Origin of the sequence: Acidocella sp. (assembly GCF_027352905.1) — a bacterium.
GTDB lineage: Bacteria > Pseudomonadota > Alphaproteobacteria > Acetobacterales > Acetobacteraceae > Acidocella.
Genome location: NZ_DAIEIF010000032.1, coordinates 21,024 through 37,312 on the forward strand (window position 1 = coordinate 21,024; position 16,289 = coordinate 37,312).

The window sequence follows — 16,289 nt, forward strand, 5'->3', positions numbered from 1 at the left end:
AATTCGTCATCCCGAAAGCCCGTGCCCATGGATATGTCCGCCCCGCTCGCCCTCACCCATCTTCAGCGCCTGGAGGCGGAATCGATCCATATCATGCGGGAGGTGGTGGCCGAGGCCGAGCGCCCGGTGATGCTCTATTCGGTGGGCAAGGATTCGGCGGTGATGCTGCACCTGGCGCGCAAGGCGTTTTACCCGGCGCCGCCGCCCTTCCCCCTGCTGCACGTGGACACCACCTGGAAATTCAAGGCGATGTACGAGCTGCGCGACCGCATGGCGCAAGAAAGCGGGATGGAGTTGCTCGTCTACCAAAACCCCGAGGCCAAGGAAAAGGGCATCAACCCCTTCGATCACGGCCCGCTGCACACCGATATGTGGAAGACCGAGGGGCTGAAACAGGCGCTCGACAAATACGGGTTCGACGCCGCCTTTGGCGGCGCCCGGCGCGATGAGGAGAAAAGCCGCGCCAAGGAGCGCATCTTCTCCTTCCGCTCGGCCAATCACCGCTGGGACCCCAAGAACCAGCGCCCGGAATTGTGGAACCTCTACAATGCCCGCAAGAACAAGGGCGAGAGCATCCGCGTCTTTCCCATCTCCAACTGGACCGAGCTGGATATCTGGCAATATATCCAGCTCGAGGCCATCCCCATCGTGCCGCTCTATTTCGCCGCGCCGCGGCCGGTGGTGGAGCGCGACGGCCTCCTGATCATGGTGGATGACGAGCGCTTCCGCCTCAACCCCGGCGAGACGCCGCAAATGCGCCCGGTGCGCTTCCGCACGCTCGGCTGCTACCCCCTCTCCGGCGCGGTGGAGAGCACGGCCAGCACCCTGTCCGAGGTCATCCAGGAAACGCTGCTCACCAGCACCTCCGAGCGCCAGGGCCGGGTGATCGACAAGGACGCGGGCGGGGCCAGCATGGAGAAAAAGAAACAGGAAGGGTATTTCTGATGAGCGAGGCGCAGGAAAGCTCCTACCAGGCCGATGCGCTGATCGCGCGCGACATCGACGCCTATCTGCTCCGGCACCAGCATAAATCCCTGCTGCGCTTCATCACCTGCGGCTCGGTGGATGACGGCAAATCCACCCTCATCGGCCGGCTGCTCTACGATTCCAAGATGATCTTCGAGGATCAGCTGGCGGCGCTGGAGGCGGATTCGCGCCGGATCGGCACCCAGGGGCAGAATATCGATTTCGCCTTGCTGGTGGACGGCCTCGCCGCCGAGCGCGAGCAGGGCATCACCATCGACGTCGCCTACCGCTTCTTCGCCACCGAGAAGCGCAAATTCATCGTCGCCGACACGCCCGGCCATGAGCAATACACGCGCAACATGATCACCGGCGCCTCCACCGCCGATCTCGCCGTGATTCTCGTGGATGCGCGCAAGGGCGTCCTCACCCAGACAAGGCGCCATTCCTACCTCGCCCATCTCATCGGCATCCGCCATATCGTGCTGGCGGTGAACAAGATGGACCTGATCGGCTACGACCAGGCGAAATACGAGGCCATCCTCGCCGATTACACGGCATTCGCGCGCGGCATCGGCATCGAGAGCTTCACGCCGATCCCCATTTCCGGCTTCATGGGCGACAATATCACCACCGGCTCCGCCAACACCCCCTGGTACACGGGCGCGCCGCTCATCGAATTCCTGGAAACCGTCGAGCTGGACGTGGCGGCGGATCAGGCCAAGCCGTTCCGCCTGCCGGTGCAATGGGTCAACCGCCCCAATCTCGATTTCCGCGGCTTCGCCGGGCAGATCGCGAGCGGCGTGGTCCGGCCGGGCGAGGCGGTCCGCGTCCTGCCCTCGGGCAAGACCTCCACCGTGGCCCGCATCGTCACCTTCGACGGCGATCTGCCGCAGGCGGTGGCCGGGCAATCCGTCACGCTCTGCCTCGCCGATGAGATCGATTGCTCGCGCGGCGATGTGATCACCGCCGCCGACAAGCCGGTGGAGGTGGCGGACCAGTTCGAGGCCACCATCGTCTGGATGGCGGATGAGGAGATGACGCCGGGGCGCGCCTATTGGATCAAGCTCGCCACCCAAACGGTCTCCGCCACCATCCAGCCGCCCAAATACCAGATCAACGTCAACACGCTGGAGCACGCGGCGGCGAAGACGCTGGAGCTCAACGCCATCGGCGTCGCCAATCTCGCCACCGACCGGCCCATCGCCTTCGAGCCCTATGAGCGCAACCGGGCTTTGGGCGGGTTCATCATCATCGACAAGATGACCAACGCGACGGTGGGCGCGGGCATGCTCAGCTTCGCCCTGCGCCGGGCGCAGAACGTGCATTGGCAGGCGCTCGACGTCTCGCGCGAGGTGCGCGCGGGTCTTAAGAACCAGAAGCCGGCGGTGCTGTGGTTCACCGGCCTCTCGGGCGCGGGCAAGAGCACCATCGCCAATCTGGTCGAGAAGAAGCTGGTGCGCATGAACCGCCACACCTTCCTGCTGGATGGCGATAATGTCCGCCACGGCCTCAATAAAAATCTCGGCTTCACCCAGGCCGACCGCATCGAGAACATCCGCCGCGTCGGCGAGGTCGCGCGGCTGATGACCGATGCCGGGCTGATCGTCATCACCGCCTTCATCTCCCCCTTCCGCTCCGAGCGGGAGATGGTGCGCAAGATGATGGCGCCGGGCGAGTTCGTCGAGATTTTCATCGACACCAGGCTGGAGGAGGCGGAGCGGCGCGACGTCAAGGGCCTCTATAAAAAGGCGCGCGCGGGCGAGCTCAAGAATTTCACCGGCATCGACAGCCCCTATGAGCCGCCGGAGGACCCGGAAATCCGCATCGACACCGCGGGAATGACCCCGGACGAGGCGGCGGAGCTGATCGTGAAGCGGTTGATTCCATGACCGATCTGGAGCTGGCCGAGACCATCGCCGCGCAGGCGGGGGAGATGCTGCTGCGCCTGCGCCAATCCGGCCTGTTCACCGGCAAGGCGCTGGGCGGGGCCGGGGACCGCGTCGCCAACGCCTTCATCATGGAGGCGCTGCGGGAAAACCGGCCGGAGGACGCCATCCTCTCCGAGGAGGAAAAGGACAGCGCCGCCCGCCTCGCGGCGCGGCGGGTCTGGATCGTCGATCCGCTGGACGGCACCCGCGAATATGGAGAGGGCCGGAGCGACTGGGCCGTGCATATCGCCCTGGCCGTGGCAGGGAAGCCGGTGGTGGGCGCGGTGGCCCTGCCGGGGCTGAACGAGGTGCTGGGCTCCACCCCGCGCCCCCTGCCCGCCGTGCCGGGCCGGCTGCGCATGCTGGTCAGCCGCACCCGCCCGGCCAAGGAGGCGCTGGCGGTGGCGGCGGCGCTGGATGCCGAGCTGGTGCCGATGGGCTCCGCCGGGGCCAAGGCCATGGCGGTGCTGCGCGGCGAGGCGGATATCTATCTCCACACTGGCGGCCAGTATGAATGGGATAATTGCGCCCCCGCCGCCGTGGCCCTGGCCGCCGGGCTGCATGCCTCGCGCGCCGACGGCTCGCCTTTGACCTATAACAGCCCCAACCCCTACCTGCCGGACCTGCTGATCTGCCAGAAACATCTGGCGGCGCCGGTCATCGCGGCGCTCCGGCGGGATTGCGCGGCCGCCAGCCCAGGGTGAGGCGGCGGCCCGCATCTGGCTGATGTGGCGATTGATAAATTTTATTTATGAATCATCGTGCCGATGCCGTGTTCGGTGAATAATTCGAGCAGCAGGGCATGCGGCACGGTGCCGTCCAGAATGGTCGCGCCCTTCACCCCCTGGTTCACCGCCTCCATGCAGGTCTCCACCTTGGGGATCATGCCGCCGGAGATGGTGCCATCCGCGATCAGGGCGCGGATCTGCGCCAGCGAGAGATCGGTAAGCAATTGCCGGCTTTTATCCAGCACCCCCGGCACGTCGGTGAGCATCAGCAGGCGCTGGGCGTTCAGCGCCCCGGCGATGGCCCCCGCCGCGGTATCGGCGTTGATGTTATAGGTCTGGCCGTCCTCGCCCGCCCCCACCGGGGCGATGACCGGGATCAGCCCGGCGCCGGTCAAGGCGTGGATGACCCGCGTGTCGATGAAGACCGGCTCGCCGACATAGCCGAGATCGAGCGCTTGCTCGATCGCGGAGCCGGGGTCCTTGTAGCTGCGGCGCAGCTTGCGCGCGCGGATCAGCCCGCCATCCTTGCCGGAGATGCCCACCGCCAGCGCCCCGGCGCCGTTGATCAGCCCGGCGACCTGCTTGTTGACCGAGCCGGAGAGCACCATCTCCACCACCTCGACCATCGCGGCGTCCGTCACCCTGAGCCCCTGGACGAAGCTCGACTTGATGTTGAGCCGCTGGAGCATGGCGTTGATCTGCGGGCCGCCGCCATGCACCACCACCGGGTTGATGCCCACCTGCTTGAGCAAAGCGATATCGCGCCCGAATTCATTGGCGAGCGCCCCCTCCATGGCGTGGCCGCCATATTTCACCACGATCGTCGCCCCGGCATAGCGGCGCAGATAGGGCAGCACCTTGGTGACGATATGGGCTTCCCGGGTGGCGTCGGTGAGGTCCTGGCTGTTCATCTCTTCCTCATGCGGTGACGAATCCGGCGATGGCGGCGCGCAGCTCCTCGATGCCGAGCCCGCCCGCGCTGGAGGTGGTGACGACGCGGCCGAGCGCGGCGGGGTGCCGCGCGGCGAGCGCCCCGGCCTCCGCCTGCTTGCGGCCGAGGGCGGGCGGCTTAACCGCGTCCGCCTTGGTTAGCACGAGCTGGAAGGGCACGGCGGCGTGGTCGAGCAATTCCATCACCGTATGGTCGGCCAGCTTCACCTCCACCCGCGCATCGAGCAGGAGAAACAAGCGGCGCAGATTGGGCCGCCCGCGCAGATAATCCAGCATCAGCCCCTGCCAGTCGCGCTTGATCTCCTTGGGCGCCTCGGCATAGCCATAGCCCGGCATGTCCACCAGCACGATGGGCGCCGCCGCGCAGGCGAAGAAATTGAGCTGGCGCGTGCGCCCCGGCTGGTGGGAGACCCGGGCCAGCGCCTTGCGCCCGGTAACGGCATTGATCAGCGAGGATTTGCCCACATTGGAGCGCCCGGCGAAGGCGACCTCCGCCCCTTGCGGCGGCGGCAGCCCTTCCAGGCTCTGCGCGGCATAGAAAAACTCGCAGGGGCTGGCGAAAAGCCGCCGCCCCGCCTCGATCTGGTCCGGCGTTGGCGGGCCGCCGGCGAAGTTCAGCCCTTCGCCGGGACGGTCCGCCGGGGCGCCGCCGCCCTGCGCATGATGAGCCATTGCTGCCCCACGGAGAGAATGTTGTTCCAGGCCCAGTACAGCACCAGGCCCGCCGGCGAGCGCGCCAGCATGAAGGTGAAGATGACCGGCATCAGCTGGAACATGCGTTGCTGGGCCGGATCGGCCGGGGCCGGGTTGAGCTTCTGCTGCAGGAACATGGTCCCGCCCATGATGATCGGCAGCAGGCCGATATGGAGCACCGGGCTGATTGCCGTCGGGTCGAAGGGCAGCAGGCCGAAGAGATTGAAGATATTGGTGGGGTCCGGCGCGGAAAGGTCGCGGATCCAGCCGTAAAAAGGCGCCTGGCGCATCTCGATGGTGATGAAGATCACCTTGTAGAGCGAGAAGAACACCGGGATCTGCACGAGCATGGGCAGGCAGCCGGAGGCGGGGTTGATCTTCTCCGTCCGGTAGAGCTCGAGCGTCGCCTTTTGCAGCCCCGCCGCGTCATCCTTAAACTGCTCCTTCAGCGCCGCGATCTTGGGCTGCAGCGCCTTCATCTTGCCCATCGAGCGGTAGGAATAGCTGGCGAGGGGGAAGAAGATCAGCTTCACGCCGATGGTGAAGATCATGATCGCGAGACCGAAATTGCCGGTGAAGGTGTTGAGCCAGTCCAGGCAGAAGAAGATCGGCTTGGTGAGAAAATAGAGATGGCCGAAATCCACCGCCTTGTAGAAATCCGGGATGTGATAGAAATTCTGGTAAAAATCGAGGATTTTCACCACCTTGGCGCCGGTGAAGAGATGGCTGGTGAGACTGGCCTGCCCGCCCGGCGCGACGCTGAGCGGCTCCTGGGTGATGAAGCTGGTCTGGTAGGCGCTGCCATCGCCGTCATTCACATGGGCGTAGATCATGCTGGCGTTCACCGCCGCGGACTGGTCCGGCGCCACCGCCGTCAGCCAGTATTTATCGGTGATGCCCGACCAGCCGCCGCGCCCGGCGCTTGACCAGGCGACGCCGCCGGGGGCCTTCGCGCCGTCATTTTTGAGCGCGGCATAGCCTTCCTGCTTCAGCGTGCCGTTGAACACGCCGAGCGGCCCGTCGAACAGCACCCAGCTCGATTCTTCCTTGGGCCGGTAATCGCGCACCACGCGCGACCAGGGATACACCGTGACCGGGGCGGCGCCGTGATTGACCACGTTCTGCGTCACCGTGAACATGTATTTATCGTCGATGGCGAGGATGAGCTGGAAGGTCAGCCCCTGGCCATTATCCCAGGAGAGGGTGACGGGCGCCTCCGGGGTGAGACGGGGCGCGCTCGGCGTCCAGAGCGTGGCGTCGTCCGGCACCTTGACTCCGGCGGGAGCGGTCCAGCCGAACTGCGCGTAGGAGGGCGCGTCCCCGCCGCGCCGGCCCATGATCTGCACCAGCGGCGAATCCTTGGCGATGGTTTCGTGATACTCCTTGAGCACCACATCGTCGAACACCGCGCCGGTGAGGCCGACGCTGCCCTTGAGCAAGGGCGCGTCCACATCCAGGCGCGGGCCGGAGGGGGGCGCGGTCTGCGCCGTGCCGGGCGCCCCCGCCATGATGGCGGCCTGCTTGGTGCCGGCCTGCTGCTTCGCCTGCTGCTCGGTCTGCGCCGGGCTGGGAGCGGGGAAGAATTTTTCCTGAATGACGGTGAAAATGCCCAGAATCGCGAAAGACAGGACGAGGGCGAGAATGAGACGTTTCTGATCCATGCGGGGTCAGCGATCCTTTGGGGCGGGCACCGGGTCGTATCCGCCCGGATGAAAAGGGTGGCAGCGTAGAATGCGCCGCGCCGCGAGCGCGCTGCCGCGCGCCGCGCCATGGCGGGCGAGAGCCTCGCGCGCATAGGCGCTGCAGGAGGGGTGGAAGCGGCAATGGGCGCCGATGACAGGGCGCAAGGTGAGCTCATAGACGCGCACGGCGCCGGAGAGCATCAGGGCGGCGGCGGTCATGCCAGCGCCTCATCCAGGGCGCGGGCCAGATTCTGCTGGAGTTGGGAGAAGGGAATGGTCCCGGTCTCGCGCCGCGCGATCAATACCAGCTCCACGCCGGGGAGGCGCCGCCCGGCGAGAACCAGCCGCGCCGCCTCGCGCAGCCGCCGCTTCGCGCGGTTGCGGGTCACCGCGTTGCCGAGCTTGCGGGTCGCCGTGTAGCCGATGCGCAGCTCCGGCGCCGCGCCGTCCCGGGCGGCCTGGAGGACGAACCCCGGCTTGGCGATCTTCCGGCCCCGCGCCGCCAGCCGCAGGAACGCGGCGCGGCGGGTGAGCCGGGCGGGCGGGGATTCAGCCTGGGCCATGCGGGGGCGCGGCCGGGCGCGGCTTCAGGCGGAAAGCTTGGCGCGGCCCTTGGCGCGGCGGTTGGCGATCACCTTACGGCCGCCGACCGTCGCCATGCGGGCGCGAAACCCGTGGCGGCGCTTGCGCACGAGCTTGGAAGGTTGATAGGTCCGTTTCACGGCATATACTCCGGCTTAAGGCAAACAGGTTTATTCGCTGGGCCGTCCCCGGCCCGGCGTGCTGGCGGGGTATAGGCGGGGGGATGCCCGCCCGTCAATGCGGCTGCCGGCCAGACGCCCTGGCCGCAGCGCCGGTTGGAGAGTAGAGCCGCCCCACCACCTTCAGCCAGGCAGGACATGGCATGACCCAGTTTTTTTCTTCCCGGACCCGCCGGGTCGCGCTGGCCTTGCAGGGGGGCGGCGCGCATGGCGCCTTCACCTGGGGCGTGCTCGACCGGCTGCTGGAGGCCGGGCTGGAGTTCCATTGCGTCACCGGCGTCTCCTCGGGCGCGATGATCGGGGCCATGGCGGTGCAGGGCATGGTGAAAAACGGGCGGGAGGGCGCGCGCGCCGCCATGGGAGCATTCTGGAACCGGGTGATGGAAAGCCATATTTTCGGCAATCTGCCCCCCTCGCCGCTGGATTGGATGTGGGACACCACCCGCGCCCTGGGCAACGGGCTGGCCTGGACGGGGCTGACCCAGGCGCTGCGCCTCTTCGACCCGGCGCAATTGAACCCGCTCGGGCAGAACCCGCTGGCGCCGCTGCTAGCCGATCTGCTCGACCGCGCGGCGATCCGCGACCCGGCGGCGCCGCGCCTCTATGTCGGCGCGACCGATGTGGAAACCGGGGAGGTGACGATTTTCGACAATGACCGGATGCGGGTGCGGGTGCTGCTCGCCTCCGCCTGCATCCCGATGATGTTTCCGGCGGTGGAGATCGAGGGGCGGCATTATTGGGATGGCGGTTATAGCTGCAACCCGCCTTTGGCGCCGGTGCTGGCCCATGATCCGGACCTGCTGGTGCTGATCCGCGCCCAGCCCTTGCGGCGGCAGGGCGTGCCGGTCTCCACCGCCGATATCATCCACCGGCTGCATGAGATCGCCTTTCAGGCGCCGCTGGCGGCGGAGCTTTCCCTGCTGCCGCGCGGCATCCGCCTGGTGGACATCCCCGCCGATGAGGCGCTGACCCGCCACCCCCTCACCTCCAAGCTGAATACCGACCGGCCCTTTCTCGAGGCTCTGTTCGCCGCCGGGCGCGAGGCCGGCACGGCGGCGGAGGCGCGGATCGGCTGAGGAGGGGTTGGCGGCCAACCCGGCTCACGCGAAAGAAAATAGCAACATCCCGGGCCAAAGCGGAAAAAAATAATTATTTTTCAGGGGACATTGTCGAGAGCTTAAGAATATTTTTCTAATGCCTCATGATTCCCTTGGCTATTGATCCCGCCGGGCCGCGGCTCGGCCTCGCGGGGGCGGGCGCGCCCGCCTTGCGCCGGTGGGAGGCGCTGCGCGCCGCCGGCGCCGGGGAGAGCCTCACCGTGTTCACCGGCGACCCGCTATTGACGGCCAAGGCCGGAGCGGCGGCGCGGCCCGGGTCGCCGGGAGCGGAGGATCTGGCCCGGCTGCAACTCCTCTGGATCGCGGGGCTGCCGCGCGAGGATTACCTGCCCCTGGCGGCGGCGGCGCGCGCGGCCCGGGTGCTGGTGAATGTGGAGGATGTGCCTGAGCTTTGCGATTTTCATGCCGTGGCGGAACTCCGGCGCGGCGACCTGCTGCTGACGGTGTCCACCGGCGGCCAGGCGCCGGGGCTGGCCAGCCTCATCCGCGCCCAGCTCGCGGCCTGGTTTCCGGAGGTCTGGGCCGAACGGGTGAAAGAGACCGCCGCCTGCCGCCGGGCCTGGCGCGCGGCGGGGCTGGGCATGGCCGAGACCGCCCGGCGCATCGCCACGATGGCGCAAGAACGCGGCTGGCTCAACCGCCGCGAGATGGATTGATTTTCCTTGGACGGATGCATCATGCCTGACAGCCTGCCCCCCTCCGGCTCCTTGAGTATCTTACGCGAGGCGATCACGCTGCGCTTTGCCGGAAGGATCGCGCTCGTTTCCTCCTTCGGCACGGATTCCGCGGTGTTGCTGCATATGGTGGCGCAAATCGATCCCTCCTTGCCGGTGATTTTTCTTGAAACCGGCAAACTCTTCCCCCAAACCCTCGCCTACCGGGACGCGCTGACCGCCCTGCTCGGCCTGCGGGATGTGCGCTCCATCCGGCCAGCGGCACGGCAGCTCGCCAGCTATGATCCGCAGGGGCGGCTTTGGGAGCGCGACCCCGATCTCTGCTGCGCCATCCGCAAAACCTACCCGCTGGACGAGGCGCTGGAGGGGTTCACGGCCTGGATCACCGGGCGCAAGCGCGGTCAATCCGCCACGCGCGCCGGGCTGCTGCCGCAAGAGCAGGGGCCGGATGGGCGCGTCACCATCAATCCGCTCGCCTTCTGGAGCGAGGCCGATCTCGACGCCTATTTCACCCTCCACGCCCTGCCCCGTCACCCGCTGCAAGCGGAAGGCTACACCTCCATCGGCTGCGCCGCCTGCACCGCCAAGCCCCTGCCCGGCCAGGACCGGCGCTCCGGCCGCTGGGCGGGCCGGGCCAAGACCGAATGCGGCATCCATATGCCCCGGGCGATGGCGCGGCCGGACTGGCCGGAGGATCTCAGCTTCGAGGTGTAGGCGGACGGATGCTGCGGCGCGGCAGCCTGTCTTTACACCATGGGCGGGATTGAATAACGCTGTCGGCATTCCGCCCCCGCCAGGATCGTCCTTTCCTGGCAGTTCGCGGCCAGTCTCAACGAGAAGGTGAAACACATGGCTCAAACCGGTACCAGCAAGCAGGTCGGCACGGCGACGCTCAGTTTCAACGGCAAGACGGCGAACCTTCCGGTACTGGGCGGCACGCTCGGCACCGAATGCGTGGATGTGCGCAAGCTGCAGAGCGAGTTGGATATTTTCACCTTCGACCCAAGCTATGGCGCCACCGCCTCCTGCGAAAGCTCGATCACCTATATCGATGGCGATGAAGGTATCCTGCTGCACCGGGGCTATCCCATCGACCAGCTGGCGGAGAACTCCACCTTTCTCGAGGTGGCGTATCTGCTTCTCTACGGGGATCTGCCCAAGAAAGCGGAGCTGGAAACCTTCACCACCGGCGTGATCCGCCACACCATGCTGCATGAGCAGATCCGCAATTTCTGGAACGGCTTCCGCCGCGACGCCCACCCGATGGCGATGCTCTGCTCCGTGGTCGGCGCCATGTCCGCCTTCTATCCGGACAGCATCGATATTCATGACGAGCATCAGCGCGAGATCTCGGCCTACCGGCTGATCGCCAAGATGCCAACCATCACCGCCTGGGCCTACAAGTATAATGTCGGCCAGCCCTTCATGTATCCCCAGAACGATCTCTCCTACGCGGAAAATTTCCTGCATATGTTCCATGCCGTTCCGGCGGAGACATATAAGCCGAACCCGGTGCTGACCCGGGCGATGGACCGGATTCTCATTCTGCACGCGGATCATGAGCAGAACGCCTCCACCTCCACCGTGCGGCTGGCGGGCTCGACCGGGACCAACCCCTTCGCCTGCATCGCCGCGGGCATCGCCTCGCTCTGGGGCCCCGCCCATGGCGGCGCCAATGAGGCGGTGCTGAAAATGCTGGGCGAGATCGGCCATAAGGACAACATCCCCGAGTTCATCAACCAGGTGAAGGACAAGAACTCCCACACCAAGCTGATGGGCTTTGGCCATCGCGTGTATAAGAATTACGACCCGCGCGCCAAGATCATGCAGAAGACCTGCTACGAGGTGCTGGGCGAGCTCGGCATCAAGGACGAGCCGCTGCTCGACCTGGCGATGGAATTGGAGAAGATCGCGCTGCATGACGATTATTTCGTCTCGCGCAAGCTCTATCCCAATGTCGATTTCTATTCCGGCATCATTCTGAAGGCGATGGGCTTCCCCACCACCATGTTCACGCCGATCTTCGCTCTCGCCCGCACCGTCGGCTGGATCAGCCAATGGAAGGAAATGATCGAGGACCCCACCTACCGCATCGGCCGGCCCCGCCAGATCTATGTCGGGGCGCCGCCGCGCGACTACGTGCCGCTCGACAAGCGCGGCTGACGAGACCGGCGGGCGAGCCGTGCGGGAATTTCAAAACCGCACGAGCAGCCCGCCTTGGAGGGTTTGGGCATGCCAGCTGGCCGCGACGGTCGCATCGTAGCGCAGGGTCAGCCGCCAGAAACCCTTGCCCATCCCTAAGCCGATGCCCAGCTGGGCGCTGACCGGAGACAGATGTAAAGGCTCGGGCGCGAAGATCGTGCCGTCCTCGGCCGTCATCGCGACGCGGGCGCCGGGGTTGGTGGCGTTCACGGTCAGGCCCAGCGAGGCGACCGGCGCGATTTCCAGCCCGCGCGCGGTGAGAAACGCACGCGTCGCGCTCATCCGCAGGAAGGGGGCGACATAGACGCCGCTATTGGCGCGGGTGCGCACCGCCAGGGCGGCGGGGGCCGCCTCCGTCAACGCGCCCAGCCAAACCCGGGTGATATTCAGCCCCAGCGCGGGGAGGAGCCGCCCGCCCTCTCCCCAGGCCAAGGGACGCGCGGCTTGCAGAGTGGAGGCCAGTATATTGCCATGGCCGGTGGCGGCCGCCCCGCCAAGGCCGGTGGCGCGCGTCGTCCGCGTATCGGCAATGCCATCCGTCACCGCCGCGCTGAGAAGCGCCTGGCCCAGGGGCAGGCCGCCATAAAGCCCGAGGCGGACGGTCTGCACCGAGGCCTTGCCCCCCGCCTCGTCCTTGAAGAAGAAGGAATCATAGCCGATGACGGCGCCGAGCCGCCCCGGACCCGCCGGGTGATCCAGCCCGGCGAGAAACCCGCCGCCGCGCGAATCGTAAGCGCCATCGGTGGAGAGATCGCCGCCGGAGGCCGCGAGCCAGCCGCCCATACGGCATAAACCGCTGGCGAGCGCGGCGGCGGCGTTCCCGGTCTGATTGCCCTGCGGGGCGAGACCGGCTGCGCAACCCTGCCCTTCCGCCTGCCCGGCATGGGCAAGCAGGGTTTGCCCCAGCTCCGTGCCGCTCAGCGCCATGCTCTGCGCCGCATTGGCGAAGAGGCGGTCATCTCCGGGCGCCACCACCATAGGCTGGGCGAGAGTGAGGGCGGCGCTGGCGGCGGGAGCGGGCGCGGCGCTGCCCACCGGGTCCGCGCTCGCCGGGGCCGCCAGGCTGGCCGCCTCCTCATTGGTCTCGTTGGCCGGGGCCGGAGCCGGCGGGGCCAGCGCCGCGCCCACGCTGGGGCCACCCGCCGGGCCGGTACCGGGATTGCCATCGCGGGTGAGGCTGGCGGCATCGGTCGCCCGCACCTGGGCGAAAGCCCCGGAGACCGCCCCCGCGGTGAGAAAGGTGTAGGTCCCCGGCGCGTAGGTGCCGGGCGCGAGCACATAGGCGAGCGTGCCGCCAAGATGCGCGGTGCCGGTGACGTTGAGCTGGTTCATCCCCGCCGGGGTCACCAGCACCCGCAGCGTGCCGCTCTGCGTCTGGGTGAAATCGCCGGCGATGCTCAGCGGCGTGCCCGCCAGCCCGGCCTGGAGCGTGCCCGCATTGACGACCTGGCCAACCGTCCAGTTGCCGCTCGCCGTCCAGGCCGCGCCGGGCTGCACGGTGAGCCGCCCCGCCGCGAGGCCGGTGATGCTGGTGGCGAGGCTGCCCTGCCCGGCGAGGGTGATGGCGCTGGCCGTGCCATTGCCGGCGATGATGCCCTCGATTTGGGTGCCGGTGCCCAGCATGATCTGGCTGGCGCCGCCTTGGAGGCTGATGGCCGCGCCCCCCGGCGCGGCGATGACGCCCTCATTCTCGATGCTGACCGGGCCGGTGGCGAGAATGCCGGTCGCCCCGGCGATGGAGCCGGCATTGACGATGACGCTGCCCGCGCCGGCGGCCACGCCCGCCGCGCCGCCGCTGATCACGCCGCCCGCCTCGTTGGTGAGGGTGCCCGCCTTGCCGAGCGCCACGCCGCTCACCCCGCCGGAAATGCGCCCCGCATTGTCGAGCGTGCCGCCTTCAGCGAATTGCACCCCTGTCTGGCCGCCATGGATGAGGCCGGTATTGGCGAGGACGCCGCCGGGATTGATGTCGATGACGCCATCCGTGCCGCCCGCGATGACGCCGCTATTGGTGACGGTGGCATCGCCCATGAGATAGACGCCGAAGAGCCGCCCGCCGATCTGCCCCGCATTGGTGATGCTGGAACCGCTGCCCCCGGCATAGACGCCGGAATACCCCCCCGCCAGCATGCCCGTGGCGGTGTTGGTGAAGGCGCCGCCGGAATAGAGGGAGACCGCATCCCCGCTTTGGGCCGAGATCGTGCCGCTATTCTGCACCACTCCAAGGCCATTGCCGGTATAGACGCCGATATGGCCGCCAAAGATCAAGCCGGTATTGGTGACGGAGCCGCCCTGGTTGAGGCTGACGCCGTCATACCCCGCGCCGATCTGACCGCTATTGCTGACGGTGCCGGCGCCGCCATTGACCCGCACGCCATAGTGGCCCGCATGGATCACGCCGCTATTGGTCACGCTGCCCGCCGCCGCCAGATCCACCGCGTTCGCCCCGTAAACGCCGCCGGTATTGATGAGGCCGCCGCCCCCGCCCAGGCGCACGCCCACCCCCTCCGTATCCGCCACCAGGCCGTGATTGACGAGCTGGGCGGGCAGGCTGGCGCTGATGGCCGCGCCGCCGCTGGCGGTGATGCTGACGCCCGCGCCGATCTCGGCCCCGCCCAGCGCGTCGAGATTGACCTCGCCCCCCTGGTCCTGAGTGATGGTGGTTTGCGCCCAGGCGGGGCTGGCGATGCACAGCGCCGCGGGCAGGGCCAGGAGCGGCGCGCGGCCAGCCCTGGGGGATGGAAGGGGAGGGAGAGGGGTGATGAGCGCCATCGGGGCCTTCCTTTTTAGTCGTGCCCCGTTTTGCGGCACCTTTCGACTGAAAATTGTGCCCCCGAGGGTAAGGCTAAAAACCTGAATCTCCCGTTAATCCCGCCCGTCCCCCACCGCCGGAATGGCTTGCCTCCGCCGCGCGGCGGGCGTAAGCCCCGGCCTCACGATCATTCAGAATTCAATCCGCAAGGCAGTCACATGAAGCAGCAGGCTAATCTCATCCGCGCCGGCCAGGTTATCGAGCACGACGGTGCGCGCTGGACCGTGCTGAAGCAGCAGATCATCACTCCCGGCAAGGGCGGCGCCTTCATCCAGGTGGAGATGCGCAACCTGAAAACAGGCAATAAGACCAATGAGCGCTGGCGCACCGCCGATACGGTCGAGCGGCTGACCACCGAGGACCGCGATTACGTCTATTCCTATACGGATGGCGATAATCTGGTGCTGATGGATCCCGAGACCTTCGAGCAGTTCATGGTGCCCGCCGCCCTGCTCGGCGACGCCGCCCCCTTTTTGCAGGACAACATGCCGGTCAGCGTGGCGCTGGTGGAGGGCGACCCGGTGGGCATCACCCTGCCGCCGCAGGCGACGCTGGAGGTGGTCGAGGCCGACCCGGTGGTGAAGGGGCAGACCGCCTCCTCCTCCTATAAGCCCGCCAAGCTCTCCAACGGCGTGAAGACGCTGGTCCCGCCTTTCATCGAGGCGGGAGAGCGTATCGTCGTGCGCACGGAAGACGGCTCCTACGTGGAACGCGCCAAGGGCTGAAGCGCCCTTTTTGATCTTAGGGATATCCACGCCATGATGCCACGCCTCTCGGCGCATATGACGGTGATGCACAACGCCGCCAACAAGGCGGCCAAGCGCCTGCTGCGCGATTTCATGGAGGTCGAGAATCTCCAGGTCTCGGTGAAGGGGCCGGGGGATTTCGTCACCCAGGCGGATCTGCGCGCCGAGGCGACGCTGCGCGAGGAGCTGGAACGGGCGCGCCCCGGCTATGGCTTTCTGATGGAGGAGAGCGGCGCCTCCGGCTCCGATAAATGGGCCTGGCGCTGGATCGTCGACCCGCTCGACGGCACCACCAATTTCCTCCACGGCATCCCCCATTGGGCCATCTCCATCGCGCTGGAGAAACGGCTGCCGGAGGGTGGCGGCGAGATCAGCGCGGCGGTGATCTTCTCCCCGGTGAATGGCGAGATGTTCTGGGCCGAGAAGGGCGTGGGCGCCTATCTCAACGACCGGCGGCTGCGCGTCTCCGGCCGGCGCGAGCCGCGCGACGCGCTGTTCGCCACCGGCATTCCCTTCGCCGCCACCTCCGCCAGCCACCGCCTGGCCTTCGCCCGCACGCTGGGGGCGCTGATGCCCGCCGCCGCCGGGGTGCGGCGCTTCGGCTCCGCCGCGCTCGACCTCGCCTGGGTCGCGGCCGGGCGTTATGACGGTTATTGGGAGATGGGGATCAAGCCCTGGGATATCGCGGCGGGAATGCTGATCGTCCGCGAGGCGGGCGGCTACGCCACCAATGGCGCGGGCCAGGATGTTCTCGACGAGACGGTGGTCGCGGCCAACCCGCACCTCCATCCCCGCCTCCTGGAGCTGGTGCGGGACGGTCTGGCGGCCAGGGCTGGTTGAGGCTAACCTGCCGGGCGTGAAACGATTTTTCCGGCTCTGCGGCCTTTTGGCATTCATCCCCGCCTGCGGCCACGCCCAGGTCACGGTGAATCCGGCCGCCTTGCAGCAATTGCGCGGGCTGCCGCCCGCCCCTCCCGCCGCGCCGCCGCCGCCCGCCCCGGCCACGCCCCGGCCGGCGCATCAAGCCC

16 protein-coding genes are annotated in these 16,289 nt (G+C 67.6%); 9 read left to right on the top strand and 7 right to left on the bottom strand.

What is annotated here, in order from left to right:
- Positions 1 to 33 precede the first annotated feature (33 nt).
- The 3 genes from cysD to M7H45_RS05535 are packed head-to-tail and all read left to right on the top strand — an operon-like array spanning position 34 to position 3,598.
- Entirely contained in the window at positions 34 to 945 is a 912-nt protein-coding gene (cysD, locus tag M7H45_RS05525; protein WP_298215269.1) for a sulfate adenylyltransferase subunit CysD, read from the top strand.
- A complete protein-coding gene (cysN, locus tag M7H45_RS05530) occupies positions 945 to 2,855 on the top strand; it encodes a sulfate adenylyltransferase subunit CysN (RefSeq protein WP_298215255.1) in 1,911 nt (636 codons plus the stop codon). Before cysD ends, cysN begins: the two co-directional genes overlap by 1 nt.
- On the top strand, positions 2,852 to 3,598 hold the full coding sequence (locus M7H45_RS05535) for a 3'(2'),5'-bisphosphate nucleotidase CysQ (RefSeq protein ID WP_298215256.1): 747 nt from the start codon (positions 2,852 to 2,854) through the stop codon (positions 3,596 to 3,598). Before cysN ends, M7H45_RS05535 begins: the two co-directional genes overlap by 4 nt.
- Before the next feature lie 41 nt (positions 3,599 to 3,639).
- On the opposite strand, the gene argB is transcribed toward M7H45_RS05535, so the two are convergent.
- From argB to rpmH, 6 genes are read right to left on the bottom strand one after another with little or no spacing between them, the layout of a single operon-like run.
- Complete coding sequence (gene argB / locus M7H45_RS05540) at positions 3,640 to 4,533, bottom strand: acetylglutamate kinase (protein ID WP_298215257.1); 894 nt, start codon at positions 4,531 to 4,533, stop codon at positions 3,640 to 3,642.
- Between the two features lie 7 nt (positions 4,534 to 4,540).
- Positions 4,541 to 5,245 carry a ribosome biogenesis GTP-binding protein YihA/YsxC gene (gene yihA / locus M7H45_RS05545; protein ID WP_298215258.1) on the bottom strand — a complete coding sequence of 235 codons (705 nt, stop codon included), beginning with the start codon at positions 5,243 to 5,245 and terminating at the stop codon, positions 4,541 to 4,543.
- Positions 5,188 to 6,927, bottom strand: coding sequence for a membrane protein insertase YidC (gene yidC, locus M7H45_RS05550; protein WP_298215259.1), 1,740 nt, complete (start codon positions 6,925 to 6,927; stop codon positions 5,188 to 5,190). The genes yihA and yidC overlap by 58 nt, the downstream gene beginning before the upstream one ends.
- Before the next feature lie 6 nt (positions 6,928 to 6,933).
- Entirely contained in the window at positions 6,934 to 7,167 is a 234-nt protein-coding gene (gene yidD / locus M7H45_RS05555; RefSeq protein ID WP_298215260.1) for a membrane protein insertion efficiency factor YidD, read from the bottom strand.
- Complete coding sequence (gene rnpA / locus M7H45_RS05560) at positions 7,164 to 7,511, bottom strand: ribonuclease P protein component (protein ID WP_298215261.1); 348 nt, start codon at positions 7,509 to 7,511, stop codon at positions 7,164 to 7,166. The genes yidD and rnpA overlap by 4 nt, the downstream gene beginning before the upstream one ends.
- A 24-nt stretch (positions 7,512 to 7,535) precedes the next feature.
- On the bottom strand, positions 7,536 to 7,670 hold the full coding sequence (gene rpmH, locus M7H45_RS05565) for a 50S ribosomal protein L34 (protein ID WP_284259385.1): 135 nt from the start codon (positions 7,668 to 7,670) through the stop codon (positions 7,536 to 7,538).
- A 182-nt stretch (positions 7,671 to 7,852) separates the two neighbouring features.
- Here rpmH and M7H45_RS05570 point away from each other — a divergent pair, with 182 nt between their 5' ends.
- The 4 genes from M7H45_RS05570 (at position 7,853) to M7H45_RS05585 (ending at position 11,664) form a co-directional block, all read left to right on the top strand.
- Positions 7,853 to 8,785: a patatin-like phospholipase family protein gene (locus M7H45_RS05570; RefSeq protein WP_298215262.1), complete on the top strand. Its 933-nt coding sequence runs from the start codon at positions 7,853 to 7,855 to the stop codon at positions 8,783 to 8,785.
- A 125-nt stretch (positions 8,786 to 8,910) separates the two neighbouring features.
- Complete coding sequence (locus M7H45_RS05575) at positions 8,911 to 9,483, top strand: NAD(P)-dependent oxidoreductase (protein ID WP_298215263.1); 573 nt, start codon at positions 8,911 to 8,913, stop codon at positions 9,481 to 9,483.
- A gap of 21 nt (positions 9,484 to 9,504) precedes the next feature.
- Positions 9,505 to 10,215, top strand: a complete 711-nt coding sequence (locus tag M7H45_RS05580; RefSeq protein ID WP_298215264.1) for a phosphoadenylyl-sulfate reductase — start codon at positions 9,505 to 9,507, stop codon at positions 10,213 to 10,215.
- Between the two features lie 135 nt (positions 10,216 to 10,350).
- The gene (locus M7H45_RS05585) at positions 10,351 to 11,664 is read left to right on the top strand and encodes a citrate synthase (RefSeq protein ID WP_298215265.1); all 1,314 of its coding nucleotides are present in this window, start codon (positions 10,351 to 10,353) and stop codon (positions 11,662 to 11,664) included.
- 30 nt (positions 11,665 to 11,694) lie between these two features.
- On the opposite strand, the gene M7H45_RS05590 is transcribed toward M7H45_RS05585, so the two are convergent.
- The gene (locus M7H45_RS05590; protein ID WP_298215266.1) at positions 11,695 to 14,475 is read right to left on the bottom strand and encodes a hypothetical protein; all 2,781 of its coding nucleotides are present in this window, start codon (positions 14,473 to 14,475) and stop codon (positions 11,695 to 11,697) included.
- 198 nt (positions 14,476 to 14,673) lie between these two features.
- Here M7H45_RS05590 and efp point away from each other — a divergent pair, with 198 nt between their 5' ends.
- Entirely contained in the window at positions 14,674 to 15,240 is a 567-nt protein-coding gene (efp, locus tag M7H45_RS05595) for an elongation factor P (protein WP_298215267.1), read from the top strand.
- Positions 15,241 to 15,273: 33 nt separating this feature from the next.
- Entirely contained in the window at positions 15,274 to 16,101 is an 828-nt protein-coding gene (locus tag M7H45_RS05600; protein ID WP_298215268.1) for an inositol monophosphatase family protein, read from the top strand.
- The last annotated feature ends 188 nt before the right edge of the window (positions 16,102 to 16,289 follow it).